This is a genomic window from Maribacter sp. 4U21 (genome assembly GCF_002742365.1).
Lineage (GTDB): Bacteria > Bacteroidota > Bacteroidia > Flavobacteriales > Flavobacteriaceae > Maribacter.
Window position 1 is genome coordinate 24801 of sequence record NZ_MDGN01000058.1, and the last position, 17149, is coordinate 41949.

General features: G+C 38.4%; 15 protein-coding genes. 3 read left to right on the forward strand and 12 right to left on the reverse strand.

Going from position 1 to position 17149, the window contains the following annotated elements:
- Positions 1-2 precede the first annotated feature (2 nt).
- From BFP77_RS12390 to BFP77_RS12410, 5 genes are all read right to left on the reverse strand, one after another.
- Positions 3-2201 carry a DUF5916 domain-containing protein gene (locus BFP77_RS12390; protein ID WP_099574347.1) on the reverse strand — a complete coding sequence of 733 codons (2199 nt, stop codon included), beginning with the start codon at positions 2199-2201 and terminating at the stop codon, positions 3-5.
- A gap of 65 nt (positions 2202-2266) precedes the next feature.
- Positions 2267-4465 carry a DUF5916 domain-containing protein gene (locus BFP77_RS12395; protein ID WP_099574348.1) on the reverse strand — a complete coding sequence of 733 codons (2199 nt, stop codon included), beginning with the start codon at positions 4463-4465 and terminating at the stop codon, positions 2267-2269.
- Between the two features lie 62 nt (positions 4466-4527).
- A complete protein-coding gene (locus BFP77_RS12400) occupies positions 4528-4695 on the reverse strand; it encodes an Arc family DNA-binding protein (RefSeq protein ID WP_099574349.1) in 168 nt (55 codons plus the stop codon).
- Between the two features lie 65 nt (positions 4696-4760).
- On the reverse strand, positions 4761-5612 hold the full coding sequence (locus BFP77_RS12405; RefSeq protein ID WP_099574350.1) for an SPFH domain-containing protein: 852 nt from the start codon (positions 5610-5612) through the stop codon (positions 4761-4763).
- A 65-nt stretch (positions 5613-5677) separates the two neighbouring features.
- A complete protein-coding gene (locus BFP77_RS12410) occupies positions 5678-7939 on the reverse strand; it encodes a transglycosylase domain-containing protein (protein WP_099574351.1) in 2262 nt (753 codons plus the stop codon).
- Positions 7940-8028: 89 nt separating this feature from the next.
- On the opposite strand from BFP77_RS12410, the gene BFP77_RS12415 reads away from it, so the two are divergent.
- Positions 8029-8802: a S1/P1 nuclease gene (locus tag BFP77_RS12415; RefSeq protein ID WP_099574352.1), complete on the forward strand. Its 774-nt coding sequence runs from the start codon at positions 8029-8031 to the stop codon at positions 8800-8802.
- 11 nt (positions 8803-8813) lie between these two features.
- Here the strand turns inward: BFP77_RS12415 and BFP77_RS12420 are convergent, their stop codons facing one another.
- The 3 genes from BFP77_RS12420 to BFP77_RS12430 form a co-directional block, all read right to left on the reverse strand.
- On the reverse strand, positions 8814-9092 hold the full coding sequence (locus BFP77_RS12420; RefSeq protein WP_099574353.1) for a TIGR03643 family protein: 279 nt from the start codon (positions 9090-9092) through the stop codon (positions 8814-8816).
- A 259-nt stretch (positions 9093-9351) separates the two neighbouring features.
- A complete protein-coding gene (locus BFP77_RS12425) occupies positions 9352-9951 on the reverse strand; it encodes an alpha-ketoglutarate-dependent dioxygenase AlkB family protein (RefSeq protein WP_099574354.1) in 600 nt (199 codons plus the stop codon).
- A complete protein-coding gene (locus tag BFP77_RS12430; protein ID WP_099574355.1) occupies positions 9951-10823 on the reverse strand; it encodes an AraC family transcriptional regulator in 873 nt (290 codons plus the stop codon). The genes BFP77_RS12425 and BFP77_RS12430 overlap by 1 nt, the downstream gene beginning before the upstream one ends.
- Positions 10824-11038: 215 nt before the next feature.
- Here BFP77_RS12430 and BFP77_RS12435 point away from each other — a divergent pair, with 215 nt between their 5' ends.
- Entirely contained in the window at positions 11039-11623 is a 585-nt protein-coding gene (locus BFP77_RS12435; protein ID WP_099574356.1) for a hypothetical protein, read from the forward strand.
- 54 nt (positions 11624-11677) lie between these two features.
- On the opposite strand, the gene BFP77_RS12440 is transcribed toward BFP77_RS12435, so the two are convergent.
- The 4 genes from BFP77_RS12440 to htpG all read right to left on the reverse strand — a co-directional run bounded on the left by BFP77_RS12440 (position 11678) and on the right by htpG (position 16135).
- A complete protein-coding gene (locus BFP77_RS12440) occupies positions 11678-12037 on the reverse strand; it encodes a DoxX family protein (protein ID WP_099574489.1) in 360 nt (119 codons plus the stop codon).
- 5 nt (positions 12038-12042) lie between these two features.
- Positions 12043-12675, reverse strand: a complete 633-nt coding sequence (locus BFP77_RS12445) for an MOSC domain-containing protein (protein ID WP_099574357.1) — start codon at positions 12673-12675, stop codon at positions 12043-12045.
- A 70-nt stretch (positions 12676-12745) separates the two neighbouring features.
- On the reverse strand, positions 12746-14119 hold the full coding sequence (locus tag BFP77_RS12450) for a hypothetical protein (protein WP_099574358.1): 1374 nt from the start codon (positions 14117-14119) through the stop codon (positions 12746-12748).
- A gap of 126 nt (positions 14120-14245) precedes the next feature.
- Positions 14246-16135 (reverse strand): molecular chaperone HtpG, encoded by a 1890-nt coding sequence (htpG, locus tag BFP77_RS12455; protein ID WP_099574359.1) that lies wholly within the window; start codon positions 16133-16135, stop codon positions 14246-14248.
- Positions 16136-16477: 342 nt separating this feature from the next.
- Between htpG and BFP77_RS12460 the strand changes: the two genes are divergently transcribed.
- Entirely contained in the window at positions 16478-17131 is a 654-nt protein-coding gene (locus BFP77_RS12460) for a TetR family transcriptional regulator C-terminal domain-containing protein (RefSeq protein WP_099574490.1), read from the forward strand.
- Positions 17132-17149: the final 18 nt, after the last annotated feature.

The following is a 17149-nucleotide window of genomic DNA, read 5'->3' on the forward strand; positions in this document are numbered from 1 at the left end:
GCCTAAATATTTAGCCAATAAGTAAGCTTCAAATTTATGGAGCGAAACTTAGGTTCAAATAAGTTAACGGCATAGTTGTCATTATAAACAATAAAAAGGTCCGACAGTGGTGCAAAACGCCATTGCAGCCTAGAATTAATTCCTAGATTATCTCGTTGATTACTATATTGAATGAGCGTGGACCAGAATACGGATTTACTGAAGGTGATACCAACACGAGGACTAACCAACCAAAGGTCTGCGCTAGGGAAAGGGTCCGGTAGGCTTATTTTATCGTAGTTTACATTTAAACTTAAACGCACTTTGGGCTGTATTCTTAAGGTAAATTCTCCTTCGGCAGAAAATCGGGATCCATTAAAAAAGCTTCCTATAGAACTATTACCTTCATAAGCAAAAACGTTGGCCCTGTTAGACCGGTAGGAAAAATTTACAGTATTGAAATTATAATTTTGATTCCCCGGCAATTTTATGGCACCTTCTGTACTCGTAGGGTCAAAGGGATTGTTCAAAAAAACAAAACTATTGGAATACCCTAAGCCAAACTGGGATAGGTTTTTCATTTCAAAATCATAACTCAGGTTAATGTCGTGGTCCGTTCTTTGGAAATCCAAAGTTGGTCGCCACGTTACCACGGAAAAGAGTTGAATGCCGTGATTATTGATGGGGCCAGATGCTGGCCAAAATAAACGGTTCACGGATAATGCCGATTTAAATATATCCTTTCTTCTTATAAATCCAAGGTCGGAGGTAAAGTCCTCGTCCACGAGTACAACATCGCCAAAAACGCTCCAAAAGCGGGTGTTACGGCCAAGGTTCGCTCCCAGTGAATAATTCCCGACTTTATCTCCAGGTTGAAAGGATTTATGGCCATAGAATTTTCCCTGCCAAACATCGTCCTTACTGGATAAGTTGTAATCTATCCCAACGACTCTGTTGTAACGGTCCTCTGGTAATGAGAAATCATCGTCTCCAAAAGTTTCCCGGTTAATGAAGAAAAAACCAATGTTGGAACGCGAAAATACTTTCTGCTGTAGCGCTAACATCATATTGTTGTTGGAAACTATTTCCCGGTCTAAGTCTTCACCGGTCTGGATGTTCAACAAACCCAGTCTAAGACCGTCATTAATTTTACCACTAAGACGTATGCCTCCAATAATATCGTTTTCTACGGAGTTTCCTGCGCTGTCCGTCGCAATACCTATACGGCGAGAAAAGAAGGGATTTGCATCTCTACCACCTCCAAAATCACCAAAAAGGTCATTATTATCCACGAAGAACTGGCGTCTTTCCGGTAGGGAAACCTCAAAACGTGTAAGGTTGGTAAAAATATTATCTACTTCAACATTAGAAAAATCGGGATTTACCGTAATGTCAAGATTCATTCCGTTGCCAATGGCTATTTTAGCATCCCCTCCGACTTTTAAAGCGGTTTCTCCTTGGTCGGAAGAAAAGTCCCTGTCCGATAGGAGGTTTGCATAGGGGATAATCGTTAAAGGTGTTCTTGATTTTCCTAATGATTTTTCAAATACCATATCGCCCATAAAGGCCAAACTGAATATCGATTGATTTTGAGGAACGGGATACCAAACGCTATTTTCATTGATCTGCACATCGAACCGGTAACTTTGAAAGCGCCATTTCGTCTCTCCTTCTGCGAACTTGAAAGAGGTTAAGGGAATCGCCATTTCGGCGGTGTAATACCCATCGTATATTTTGCTGTCTCCTTTCCATTTTACGTCCCAAGAAGTAGTAAATCCGCTATTGTTGCCGCCGCCTCCAGAAATTAGAGCTTCTCGGCGCACACCATATGGGTTTATTCCAAAAAGGAAGGCGTTGGTTCCATCATTGAATGTGTCAAAAAGAATACTGATGTTATCGTTTCCACCGGCTCTAAAATCGCGTTCTAATGATGGTATTACGTAATCTTTTCCGGGACTATAGACCTTGATTCCTACATAGAGCGTGGTCTCATCGGTAACCATTCTAATATCGGTTTGATATTCCGCTAAGACATCATCAGCGGGAAAATATTGTTGAAAATCACCCGCACTTTCTGCCATTTCCCAAATGGGCTCATCCAAAATACCATCGGGGACAATTTTGTCTGAGCTGTGTTTAACAGTAAAGGATTTATCTACGCCTTGTGCATGTACCGTAGTAAAAAGCAGCAAAAGCACAAGCGTGCTCAATATTTTTGTCATCGGGTAAAATTTGTTTGCCTTAGTATTATGTTTATGTACACAGGTAGTATCTAGCAGCTCGTTTTCTAAATATTTAACCAATAGGTGAACTTTAGGTTTATAGAACGGAATTTTGGTTCAAATAAGTTTACGGCGTAGTTGTCATTATAAACAATAAATAGGTCTGATAGTGGTGCAAAACGCCATTGCAATCTAGAATTTATTCCGAGATTATCCCTTTGGTTGCTGTATTGAAAAAGTGTGGACCAAAATACGGATTTACTAAAGGTTACGCCCACCCTAGGACTGACCAACCAAAGGTCTGCACTGGGAAATGGATCAGGTAGGTTTATCTTATCGTAATTCACGTTTAAGCTTAATCGTAGCTTGGGTTGTAGCCGTAGCGTTGCCTCTGCACCCATAGAAAATCTTGAACCGTTAAAAAAGCTGCCAATGGAGCTTTCTGTCTGAATAGCGAAGACATTAGCTTGGTTAGATTGGTAATTGAAACTGACCGAATCAAAAGTATACCCCCTATCACCGGGTAACTCAACGGCGCCATCTGTACTGGTGGGATCAAAAGAATCGGACAAGAAGATGTAGTTGTTGGAATAGGAGAAGCCAAATTCGGAGAAATTTTTCATTGCAAAATTATAGTTCACCTGCACCTCATGATCCGTTTTCTTATAGTCAAGACCGGGTCTCCAAGTTAAAATCGGAAAAATTTCTAGTCCATGGTTATTGATCGAACCTTTTTCGGGCCAAAATAAGCGACGTACAGAGGTCGCAGATTTTATAATGTCATTTCGTCTTATGAATCCGAGATCAGACTTAAAATCATCCCCGACATACGCCAAATCCGTAAACACGTTCCAAAACCTCGTATTTCTGCCTAAGAAAGCACCTGCCGAGTAGTTTCCTTTCTTATCTCCAGGTTGAAAGGATTTGTGCGTGTAGAACTTTCCGAACCAAACATTATTTTCACTGGCCAGGTTATAATCCACTCCTATAACCCTGTTATAGCTATCTTCTTCATTGATAAAATCTTCGTTTCCGAACGCTTGTCTATTAATGAAGAACATTCCAATATTAGACCTAGCAAATACCTTTTGCTGCAGGGCGAACATCATGTTGTTATTCGATGGTATTTCCTGATTTTCATCCTTAGCCGTTTGAATGTTCAAAAAGCCAAGTCTAAGGTTATTATTTAATTTACCGCTTAATCTAATACCTCCAAGAATATCATTTTGTACAGAATTACCGGAACTATCGGTAGCGATACCGATCCTTCTGGAAAAGAAGGGGTTTGCATCCCTACTGCCGCCAAAACTTCCAAAGAGGTCATTGTTATCTACAAAGAACTGTCTTCTTTCCGGCAAGGAAACCTCGAACCTAGTAAGGTTTGTGAAAATATCATCTACCTCCACATTAGAAAAATCAGGATTTACCGTAACATCGAGGTTCATTCCGTTGCCTATGGCAATCTTGGCGTCACCTCCAACTTTAAAAGAGGTATCTCCGCTATCTGTACTAAAATCCTTATCCGTAATTGCATTTACATAGGGTATCAGGGCAAGGGGAGTCCTTGAGCGACCTAGTGGTTTTTCAAAATACATATCTCCCATAAAAGCTAGGTTAATTACGCTTTGGTTCTGCGGGATAATATACCAATTACTCCGTTCGTTGGACTGCATGTCAAAACGGTAACTCTGGAACCTCCATTTGGTTTCACCCTCCGCGAATTTGAAAGAAGTTAGGGGGATAGCCATTTCTGCCGTATAATATCCTTCGTATATCTTACTTTCTCCACGCCATTTTACATCCCATGATGTGGTAAAGCCCCTTAAACTTTGCCCACCACCGGATATGAGTACTTCTCTGCGAACTCCGTAGGGGTTTATGCCAAATAGGAAGGCATTGGTGCCGTCGTTAAACGTGTCGAATATGATACTTATATTATCGTTACCGCCAGCCCTAAAATCGCGTTCCAATGACGGGATAACGTAGTCTTCCCCGGGAGTATAAACTTTTATTCCTACGTAAAGCGTAGTTTCGTCCGTGACCATTCTTATATCGGTCTGATATTTTGCAGGAACATCGTCCGATGGAAAATATTGTTGAAATTCACCGGCACTCTCGGCAATTTCCCAAATGGGTTCATCTAAAATGCCATCAGTAATAATTTTATCCGTAGTATGTTTAACAGTAAAAGATTTGTCTTTGGTTTGGGAACGTACCGAAATAAAAAGAAGTAGAAGCACTAGAGTACTTAATATTTTGGTCATTTTCGTTTGGAATTAGCTGGTACCAAAATTAACCTTTTACATCGTTAAAAAAATGCTAAAACTTAGTTGTCTTTTTTCTCCTTTGGAGCGCGCTTTGCTTCTTTAAGACTTTTCATAAGCATCCATTCTATTTGCCCGTTAGTACTGCGAAATTCATCTGCTGCCCACTTCTCGATAGCTTTGAGCATATCTTCATTTACCCGTAATGCAAAGGCCTTTTTTTTACTCATTTCATTAAAATCATGACTAGAAAATCTAGGGCTGAATTGTTCTGTAACTTATAGAATAAAGAATCTTAATGATTTAAGGTCCCTGTATTCACAATGGGAGCGGCATCCTTATCCGAACATAATACTACCATTAGATTACTAACCATAGCTGCCTTACGCTCCTCGTCCAAAGCTACCAATTCTTTTTTGCTTAACTCGTCCAGGGCCATTTCTACCATACTTACGGCTCCCTCAACAATTTTATGTCTGGCAGCTACGATGGCGGTTGCTTGTTGTCTTTTGAGCATGGCATTGGCAATTTCTTGAGCGTAGGCCAAGTAGCCCATCCTAGCTTCTAATACTTCAATACCGGCCATGGCCAAGCGTTCCTGAACCTCTTTTTCCAATGCCTCGCTTACTTCGTTGAGGCTAGAACGTAGGGTGATATCCTCATCCAAGCCCTCATCCGCAAAATTATCGTAAGGATACATACTGGCCAGTTTACGCACCGCCGCGTCGGTTTGTACACGTACAAAGTTTTGGTAATCGTCTACCTCAAAAGCTGCTTTGTAGGTATTGGTGACGCGCCAAACTAAAATGGTACTGATCATAACAGGATTCCCTAGTTTATCATTTACCTTAAGTCTTTCACTATCAAAATTACTGGCGCGGAGAGAAATTTTCTTTTTGGAGTATAACGGATTTACCCAGAACAAACCATTTTTCTTGATGGTACCTACATATTTTCCGAAAAGTAAAAGAACTCTGGAGCTGTTGGGGTTTACAAGGACGAACCCGGGTATAATAAAGACTGCGGCAAATAATAGTAAAGCACCTACATAGATTCGAAGTAGAGGTATTCCTCCACCCACCAATACTAGTAGTACAAAAAGCATTGTGTATCCGTTGATGGGATTATAGTTTTTTTCAGTTGACATAATATATGATATTAAAATGATATCATAAATATATCAAATTATTTGACACGAAGCTTTAGTTTGAACTAATTTTTGAACTTTTTTTCTTTCTTCTTATTTGGGTTTTTAAAAAGACGTTTAAAAAAACCATCTCTTTTGATAGGCTTGCAGTCTAGCGCGGTTAGCACGGAAGCACTGGGCTGGGAAAATTTGGCCTGGGTAATTTTATTAAAGGTCTTGTCTTTATTCAATTCTTGATACCACAGCGCAAAAAGAGGTAGTGCGGCGTTGGCACCTTGGCCCAAGCTGGTGTTTTTGAAACCTATTTCATGATTATCCAGTCCTACCCAAGTTAGGTGCAGCAGTTTCGGAGTCAGGGCAACGAACCAAGCATCTTTATTATTCTGAGTAGTGCCTGTTTTCCCTGCAATATCATTCTTTAAATTATAGGTGTCCCGTATTCTGGAAGCAGTACCAGAGTTAATAGTAGCCTTCATCATTTCTATCATAATTGCGCCATTTTCCCTCGAAAAAGCGCTTTTTTCGTTCATTTTTGATTCAAAACTGGCTAAAATAGAGTCATTTTGATTGGTAATACGCTTAATGATAAACGGTTCTACGGTTTTACCTTCATTTAAATAACTGGTATAGGCCTTGGCCATTTCGGTCATTCTAATTTCACCTGTACCCAAGGCCAGGGAGGGTAATTTAGGAAGCTTCTCTTTGATTCCCATTTTCTTGGCCTGCTCCAAAACATGCCCTATTCCCGTTTTTTCTAAAACTTTTACGGCAATCGTGTTTACCGAATTGCTCAGCCCTTGTTCCATGGAGTAATTGAGATAGGTTTCATTCTTTTCGCCGGAGTTACTGGGAGACCATCCTTCTAAATTTTTATAGGCAATTTCCTGAGCGGAAAAATAGGTACATGGGGCTATACCTTTTTCTAGGGCAGCCGTATATACAATAGGTTTAAATGTAGAGCCTACTTGACGTTTGCTTTGTGAAATATGGTCGTATTTAAAGCGTTTGAAGTCCACACCGCCTATCCAAGTGAATACAGCTCCCGTATGGGCGTCCATGGACATGGTCCCCGTATTCAAAATCTTACTGTAATACTGGATGCTGTCCCAAGTACTGGCATCTTTCTCAAAGTCGCCCTGCCAACTAAAAAATGGTATTTTACGGGTGTTGTTCTTAAGGCTATCCATTATTTCAGATTCCTTAAAGCCTTGATTTTTCAATTTTCTAAAAATGGCGCTCCGCTTCACAATTTTATTCATAAGCATCTTGTCTTTTAACCAGGGCGCATTTTTTCCATAACTTTTTTCAAAACTTTCCTGTAATTGGGTCATGTGCTTCACCATAACCTCTTCTGCTAATTTTTGCATTTTATAATTGAGCGTTGTATATATCTTTAGACCACCGGTGTAGAGGTTTAGATTGCCTCCTTTTTCATTTTCCTGCTCGGTCCATTTTATGAGTTGTTTGCGCACTTCTTCCCTGAAATAGGGTGCCAAGCCGGCATTATAGTCAAATTCCCTATAATCCAAGGCCAGCTCGGTATCCGTAGATTCCTTCAACTGATTTTCACTAATAAAGCCATTGCGATGCATCGCCATGAGTACAACGTTTCTTCGGGTAATACTTTTGTCCGGAAAAATTCGGGGATTATAGCCGTAAGTGGCTTTTAGCATACCGACCAAGGTGGCCGCCTGGGGATATGAAAGATTTTTAGTTCTTGTATTAAAGAACTTTAAGGCCGCACTTTCAATACCGAAAGTGTTATCGCCAAAGGACATGGTGTTTAGGTAATGGGCGAGAATTTCTTCTTTTGAAAAAATGGTTTCCAGTCTTTTAGCTATCAACATTTCCTTGAACTTATCTACGACGATATTGGTCTCATTACGCTCTTTTCTCGGATAGAGATTTTTAGCCAATTGCTGGGTAATGGTGCTACCGCCTCCAGAGGAAGTGTCTCCCATAAGTATGGTTTTGAGACCTACTCTAAAAAGACTTTTGTAGTCTATTCCGGAGTGGTCGTAAAAGCGCTCATCTTCAATTGCAATGAGTGCGTGCAGCACCTTATCAGGTATGGCATCGAAAGGAATGGGTTGGCGGTCTTTGAGGTAATATTTACCTATCAATACACTGTCCGCCGAAAAAACTTCCGAAGCCTCTTGATATTGAAAACTGGCCAGTTCCTCGGAGCTGGGAAGCTTGCCCCATGCACCTAGATATATACTTGTTATGAATACGAACAAGACCAGAAAAGACAACCCTATCGTAACTAGAAAATAGCTTAGGAGCTTTGGTTTTATTCGCTTTATAATACCGAACAACTTTTTCATGATTGCAAGATGTAATTAAAATGTAAGCCTAATAGCTTTTTAACAATAACTTAAAATATGATGGTCTATTTTTGATACAAATTTAGGGAATGAAAAATATAGTTATACTGGTCTTTTTAGTGACGCAATTTTCTTTTGGGAACGATGTGATATGGTCTAAAACGGGACATAGGGTTGTAGGAGAGGTAGCCCAAGCGCATTTATCAAGAAGAGCGAAAAAGGCAATACATAAGATTCTTAAAGGTCAAAGCTTGGCAGCGATTGCCAATTTTGGTGATGAAATCAAGGCAGATAGGCAGTTTAGAAAGTTTAGTGCTTGGCATTACGTGAATTTTCCGTCTGATAAGAATTATCGGGATGTTGAACCGAGCGAGTATGGCGATTTAGTAATGGGCATTAATACCTGTATTTCTATAATCAAGGACCCGAACAGTGCTGAGCAAGACGTTGCTTTTTATCTAAAGTTCTTGGTCCATTTGATCGGTGATTTGCATCAGCCCATGCATGTGGGTCGTTTGGAAGATAAGGGCGGAAACGATATACAGGTGCAATGGTTCGGTGAAGGGAGTAACTTACACCGGGTTTGGGACTCCAATATGATCAATGACTATGGAATGAGTTTTACAGAGCTCTCGGATAAATTACCGGTTCTGACTAAAAATCAGATAAAGGAACTACAAAAGGGAGATGTGTACGACTGGGTAGAAGAATCTCAAGATATTGCGAACGAAATCTATGACTCCGTAACGGTAGGCGAAAAAATCGGGTACCAATACAGCTATAGGTGGTGGAACACGGTAGAGGAGCAATTACAAAAAGGAGGAATACGTCTGGCCGCCGTACTGAATAGCATTTTTGAATAGAAAATGTAGTATTACCTTTTAGAAATTTTATTTCCGGTAATTTGCCTTTGACGTGAACATTTAAAACGGTCCACGTTGTTGGTCCTTAATTTGGCGTGTTTCGTTGCCCTACCCTGTACTCTCTTGCGCCACATGCGGAAACTACTGGGCTTCATTTCTTTTCTCATGATTTCTATCGTCTCCTGTTCGGATATTCCAAACTGAAAAGTTATGGCGTCAAAAGGTGTACGGTCTTCCCAGGCCATTTCTATTATACGGTCCAATTCTACTTCTGTAAATTCTTTTTTCATAGCAGTACAAATATACGAACCAAAAAAGAATGGTCTTTGGCACGACCTTTGAAATAGGTTATTTGATTATGAGCAGCGCGGATATTGGTTTAATTTGTCCCTATACCAAAGATAGTTGCCCATGAAATAACGGACTTAAAAAACCGGTTCCCACGGCCGGTTTTTTTACTCGATAATCGAGAGTTAAATGTTCCGTGGCTTACTTCAGAAAAAGAGTTCGTTTTCCTACGAACACTTGCCGCGCTTGGTCTGAGACTATTTATTTGATAATCCGAAAGGTAAGATTAATGCGCTCTGGAATAGGTTTAGCGGTTTTGGGTATCTGGTGCTTCCAAAAGTGTTGGGTTTTTCCTTGCATTAGTAGCAGGCTACCGTGTTCTAAAAGAATTTTTTGTTTTAGCTCGGGATTGGTATTATGCTTCAAGTGGAAAAAGCGTTCAGCTCCCAGACTTATTGAGGCGATAATAGGGTTTTTGCCCAATTCTTTTTCGTTATCGGCATGCCATCCATTACTATCCCTGCCGTCTCTGTATAAATTTAGAAGACATGTCGTAAACTCGCAATCGGCGATATCCTCAATCTTGTTCTTAAGCCATAGAAGTTCTTTTGTAAACCGATGAGGCCTCATCGTAATATTGGAATAAGAGTAGGGCAGTTCATTGTTGGCGTACAGTGCGGTAAGTCTTGGTTGCGCATATACTTTACCAAATACCTTTATATCATCTTGTTGCCAGACAACCCTATCCTTAAGTGAGTTAAAGTATTCGGTCGCTTTTTCCGGTGCTAAGAATTTTGGATAATAGCGTATGGTGCTATCCGGTAGATTTAAATCTATGGGTTCATTAAAAAGGCCCTGCATTAACTTAATACCGTTTTAAGTTGATTTCTATATTCCGAAGGGTTTTGTCCCGTAAAGGCTTTGAAGGATTTGTTGAAGTGAGAAAAGTTGTTAAATCCACATTCAAAACATACCTCGGTAATACTCATGGGTTTTTCCGCTAACAGTTTGGATGCATGCACCAGTCTGTATTCGTTAACGAACTGTATGAAGGTTTTGTTGGTTATCTTTTTAAAATACCTACAGAAAGAGGGTATGGTCATGCTGGTAATGCCAGCTATTTCCTCCAAAGTAATTTCTTCCTTAAAGTTGTTCTTCACGTGATTGAATACTACATTAATACGGTCATTATCCTTTATATCTGTCTCCAAGGAAAAGCCTTCGGCATTCAAAAGTTTTATTTCGGTAGAATTGGCCAATTCGTTTAGAATGTTGAGAATGGACAGGAGTCGTTGAAAATCAGTCTGATATTCCAATACTTCCATCTTTTCTCCAATTTTACGTTTGGTTTTACCGGAGAAGGTGATACCACCATTAGCAGTGGTAAAAAGTTTCTGTATTTTCTGCATTTCAGGAATATTGAAAAAATCGTTCCCTAAAAAATCCAACTTCATTTGAATTACCGTTTCGCTAGTATTTCCTGTGAGCCTATCCGTTAACCCACAGTGTGGTAAGTTACTGCCGATTAAAATAAGTTCTCCGTTAGTATAATACGATACATGACTTCCAATTTGTCTTTTCCCGGAACCACCGTTGACATACACCAACTCTATTTCTGGATGATAATGCCAGGCGTAGTTCTTGTTCAACTTAGATTGGTCAAATTTCTGGTAGGTAAAAGAGTGACCAAAAGTGGGTTCTATGGCTTCAAAAGCAGGTTTTTGAGTAATCATAGCAAATGATAATTTTTATATAAAATTAGTCAACAAAGGTCTTAAGAATATTTACAAAATTACCAATAATATGTGCAATATTAACCATCTAAATAAATGAAGGGGTAATCGTTGTTAAAATAGAACATAAAATGGGAAAATATCATGTAGTGAGAAGCTAGGACCGGACCTAAATTTGCCTTGTAACTATTTATTAATCTTAAAAACAGATTATTATGAAAACAATTTTAAAACTTACAACAGTTGTTGCCCTAATGCTTTCTACAGTAGTTGGCTTGGCAGAAGAAACGAAATTAAATCTAGTAGCGCTTACTAAAGCTAAGAGCTTGCTGCTAACATTAGAGAACGGTTCTGAGGATTTATCAGTACGTTTAGTAGATGCCGATATGAATCTTATATATGCTGAAACTATTACCAATAGCACCATCAGTAAAAAGTTTGATTTAAGGAACTTGAACGACGGAACATATTACTTTTATACATCGGATAATTTCAAGAACTACATGTACACTATGGTCATAGCGGATAATGTTCTTAGAATTTTGGATACGGAAGAGCGTGTAAAGCCTTACTTTAGAAAGACAAAGAACAAGATTTACATGAACTTCCTAAACTTGGAAAAAGCTCCTGTAGAGATTAAGGTTTACGACGCGGATTATAGATTGGTTTTTTCAGAAATTAGAAATGAAGAATTAATAGTAGAAAAAGCGTTTGATTTTTCAGATGCCTTTTCCGGTAGTTATACAGTAGTAATTACGGATAGTACAGCTACCTATACAGAAGATTTTACAGTTGATTAAGTTAGGTTAAATTTCAAGGAAAAGAGGGGACGGGCGCGTCCCCTTTTTGTTTTATCAATATTTTAAATAAGAGAAAGCCCAAAACATGAGTGCGAACTGTAAGGGAATACGGAGCACTAAAATCCATCTGGGGACACCTGCTGCCTGTTTTTCACCGGTAAGCATGTAAACGTGCACTAGTAGAAAGATAAGGAGCATTGCTATAATACCGTAAATGGCAAAATTTTTAGTGGGTCTAAACAACAAGGCTGCGCCCAGGAACACTTCCGCTATTCCACTCCATAGTACCAAAGCCCTATGATTCGGTAAATACCTGGGCATGATTCTCAAATAAACTTTAGGTTTAATAAAATGCATTAGACCGGCAAAAATATATAGGGCGGCCATTGTATATAAATGCCATGGAAAAGATATTTGCATTAAATGTATTTTTTAAATCGGTCCTTTTTATACTGGGGAACCGCATCGTTATCCATGAACAGGGCCAAAAGTTCCTTATCTTTTTGTCTCGTAAACAGCAGCTCGTAGAAATTCTTTACGGTTAAGGTATTTTCAGATTCTTTTACCAAGACCAAGGAATCCCCCGCAGTAACCGTTCCCTCTTCTAAAATCTTAACGTAGGTACCGGGGTGGTTATGCGCAATAAATTGCCTTAATATTTCTTGTGTGCCAAAACGAATACCCAATTTGTAGCAGGGCTCTCTTGGTTGGGACACTTGTACCAAAGCAGAACCCAAACGATAGACATTCCCTATCCTTATCTCATCTTCATCTAGACCTTGGACGGTAAGGTTTTCTCCGAACATGCCCCAGTCCCATTTTAATTTAGGATACAAATTCTTCCAGTAAGGATAGTAGTCTGCCGAAAAAAGATAGCAGGCCTTATTGATTCCTCCATGATGAATACGGTCTATTACGGTATCTCCCTTAACATCGTTCTTGGATAAATACAGGGGTGCTTCCGTCGGGTATTTAAAAATACCGGTCTGTTCGTTTTTACCGTGCCATTCAACGGTGACCGCTTCTCCAATATTTGTGGCAATGACCTTCATAACGTGAAGATATAAAACCAACCTCTATTTCAAAGGGGGTTTCAAATTATAATTTGTTTAGTTATGATGATTATTTAGTACTTAGCGAATCTACTCGTATGTTGGTCATTGGGGTAGTTCTATTGTCTTCAGGGAAATACCAAAATGGAATGGTTTCATAATCAATCGTAGGTATGCTATCTCCTTTAAGTTCTTTGTGTTTTATAGTTAATAAGTGCTTTCCTCGTGAATAACCCAAAAGATCCACGAACATTTCTAAGTCAAGTTTTTCATTTTTGTTAGACACTACTACCAATTCTGAAACCAAATCGGTACCATCTATTTGAAAATGAAACATTTCATTAATAGTTTGTAAATATTCATTAGACCCTATTCCTAAAGTGTCTTTTTTTCTTTTGAAAAAGTTGATTATACTAGACTCATAACCTCTGGCATCTGATTGTGGTCTTAATAAGGTGTCGTATTCGATAATATCATCTTCCAAATATTTGCTATAAGGTATGGTAATCTCTGGAAACGGTTGGGTAATGATTTTGGATGAAATAGCGGCGTATCCTATATAATCTCCATTTCTGCTTATCATATCCTTATAATTTCTTCTAAAAGCTACTTGATTGGAAGATTGCTCATAGGGATCAAAAAAATTACTTTCATTTAGTTTTAAAGAATAAAAAAAGAGTAATATTCCATAGAGGGGAATCAAGGAGTATATTATTTTTTTGCCGAATTTATTGTCTAACAAGTTGTAAAGAATAGGTCTGTAAATAAAAGACAAAGTCAATACGCTAAAGATTTTGTAAATAGGTAGATATGCCTTAGCTACATCTTGTGAGCGTTTTACGATGCCTGGTAAGATGAAGTCTATTAGAGTTATGAGATGACCTAAGATGAAAGCTGGTATTAGAAGAAAACCTAAAATTGCTTTTAATTCAAAAGGAAAAAAATCACTTTCCCAAAAAAACATGAAACAAAAGATGAAAATTATAAAATTAAGAGCTAGTGCAATGGTAATAAATGCAATTAAAAAAGTGACCCCAAAAAGAATACTGGAATAATTTTCTAGGCTTATTATATACCTGTCGAAAGTTCCAATTTTTTTTTGTAAGTGAGCTTTGAAAACCTTTGATATATTGAGTGCTTCAAAATCAATATCCCCGGATACCGATCGTATACCAACTGCACCTATCCACAAACCGCGAAGTAGAACATGAATTATAAGATTTACTATTGCAAGTAAGCATGAAATGTAAATGGTATATAAAAAAATAAATTGAAGCTTGCTACCCTCTAGTTTTTTATCTATTGCAAACTCAAACAAAGGTTCCAGGGAAGAAAATAAACCAAAGATTGCAAAACCGGAGATTACCAGTTCTAATTGCCAACTTTGTACTTGCAGTTCATCTAATATCTCCTCGTATTTAATTCCACTTTTCTTGTCCTGCATCTGGTTGGTATGGATTGGTAGAAGAAAAGTAAGGGTAAATTGTGTAATATGCAATACGATATAAAGACATAAAAAAACCGCTTCATGTAACTGAAGCGGTCTGTTATGCTCTAATTTAAAATGATTTTACTTCACCATCTCGTAACTACGTTTTATAAACTCGGTAAGCTCGGCGCCCTTTAAAAGTCCTTTTGACAATCTTGCCAAATCCAGCGACTGATTAATTAAACGCTCTTTTTTCTTAGCCGTTTTCGTGCTTAGTATTTCTCCCACCAATTCATGATTGGTGTTAACGATAAGGTTGTACATTTCTGGCATATTGCCCATACCGAACATACCACCACCACCGGTCTGCTGCATTTCTTTCATACGGCGCATAAACTCTGGTTCAGTGATAATAAAGGGAGAGGCATCGCTATCCATAGCTTCCAGTTGCACGGTGTAGCTGCTTTTCTCGCCAATAACCTTCTCTAGTTCGGTTTTAAGCGTCTCCTTCTCCTCGTCGGATAATTTAGAAATCTGTGTTTCCTCTTTTTGAATGAGTTTATCAATATGGTCCGCGTCCACACGTGCAAAGGAAATTTTCTCTTTGGAGGTTTCCAGTTTTTGCATTAGGTGACCAATGATAGGGGAGTCTAACAACAAAACTTCGTAACCTTTAGCCTTGGCGGCTTCAATGTAACTATGTTGTGCTTCCTTATCCGAAGCGTAAAGAACTACGGTCTTATCATCCTTATCTGTCTGAGACGCCTTAATTTTTTCCTGAAGTTCTTCAAAAGTGAAAAAAGTACCGTCTACGGTGGGGTAAAGTGCAAATTTGTCCGCTTTTTCAAAGAACTTGTCCTCTGATAGCATACCGTATTCGATTACTATTTTAATATCGTTCCATTTTGCCTCAAAATCCTCACGATTGTTTTTGAACAAAGAGCTCAACTTATCGGCAACTTTACGTGTAATGTAAGATGAAATCTTTTTGACGGCGCCATCTGCCTGTAAATAAGAACGAGATACGTTCAAAGGAATATCCGGAGAATCGATAACACCGCGCAGCATGGTCAAAAACTCTGGTACAATGCCTTCTACGTTGTCGGTAACGAATACCTGATTTTGATAGAGTTGAATTCTATCTTTCTGAACGTTAAGGTCATTGGTGAGCTTTGGAAAATATAAAATCCCCGTTAGGTTAAAAGGATAGTCAACATTGAGATGAATGTTAAATAAAGGCTCCTCAAATTGCATAGGGTACATCTCCCTGTAAAAATCCTTGTAATCCTGTTCCTTTAAATCCGTAGGTTGTTTGGTCCACGCCGGATTAGGATTATTGATAATATTATCCACTTCTTTAGTAGGAGCAGGGTCTTCTTCTTTTGCACCTTCTGGTTTTGGTAGGGTTTCGGTTTTCATTCCGAACTTAATGGGAACTGGCATGAACTTGTTGTATTTTTTCAACAGTTCCGTAATGCGATGCTCTTCCAAAAACTCGGTAGAATCCTCGGCAATATGAAGGATGATTTCTGTTCCCCTGGTTTCTTTGTTCGATTTTTTGGTCGTGAATTTAGGAGAACCGTCACAAGTCCAGTGAACGGCCGGTTCATCCTTAAAACTTTTGGTTATAATCTCAACTTTCTCCGCTACCATGAAGGCAGAGTAAAAACCTAGACCAAAGTGACCTATAATACCTGCATCTTTGGCAGAATCCTCATATTTGTTTAAAAACTCCTCTGCTCCGGAAAAGGCAACTTCGTTAATGTATTTCTTCACTTCTTCTTCCGTCATCCCAAGACCTTGGTCAATAACATGAAGTTTCTTGCCCTCCTTATCGACCTTTACCTCAATGATGGGGTTGCCGTAATCTACTTTGGCCTCTCCAATAGAAGTTAGGTGTTTAAGTTTTAGGGTTGCATCCGTTGCATTGGATATTAACTCTCTGAGAAAAATTTCATGATCGCTGTACAAGAATTTCTTAATAAGCGGAAATATGTTGTCTACCGAAACATTTATTTTACCTGTAGCCATAATTCAATTGTATTTTAAATTTTACCATTACCTATTGTCAAAAAAAATACCACAATACAGAACGATGACAAACTGACATAGTATGGCGTAAAAAGTTTAACAAAATTTTCTGTTTAATTTTTTTTAATAAAAGTTAAACAATGTTATATTTGTATTGTGATTAGAAAAGAATTGCTATGAAAAGGATTCTAAAAGTATAATCACGTTATGATTATTTATTGGTTAGGTTGTTAGAAAACGTGCTTTCACTGAAAGCACGTTTTTGTTAAATGATACCTAAACTTTATCAGACCTGTTTTTATTTAAGACAGGTGTTGTAAATTGAGTAATAAAAACACAGCTATGGCTACCAAAGCAAAAAAGATAACCGAGGATATCATTATTACCAAGTATATGGAGTACGTGCTGGAGCACGAGAAGACTCCTAAATCCATTTATAAATTCTGTAAGGCCAACGACATTAAGGAAGAAGATTTTTATCTCTTTTTTGGTTCTTTGGAAAGACTACAAAAGGGGATATGGGAAAAGTTCTTCACCAATACCATGAATCTTATGCAGAAGAATAAGGAATACGAGGGATTCAGTAATAAGGACAAGATGTTGACTTTCTTCTATACCTTTTTTGAAATGTTGACGCTGAACAGAAGTTATGTTCTTTTTGTGCTAGGTCAAGAGAAAAATTCTTTGAAAAACTTAGAACGGTTAAAAGGGCTTCGAAAGCATGTAAAGGGTTTTGCAAAAGATTTAATTGAAGATGGCAATGCCGAGAAAAACTTTAAAATAACGAAGCATAACCCGCAATTATTCTCCGAAGGAGCGTGGTTGCAGTTCCTATTTATATTGAAGTTTTGGATGAACGATGATTCGGCCAGATTTGAGAAAACCGATATGGCCATTGAAAAATCCGTCAATACCATTTTTGACCTTTTTGATAACACCCCGTTAGAAAATATTGTTGACTTCGGTAAATTTCTATACAAAGAAACTTTTGCTTAAATTTTAAAGTACACAGAC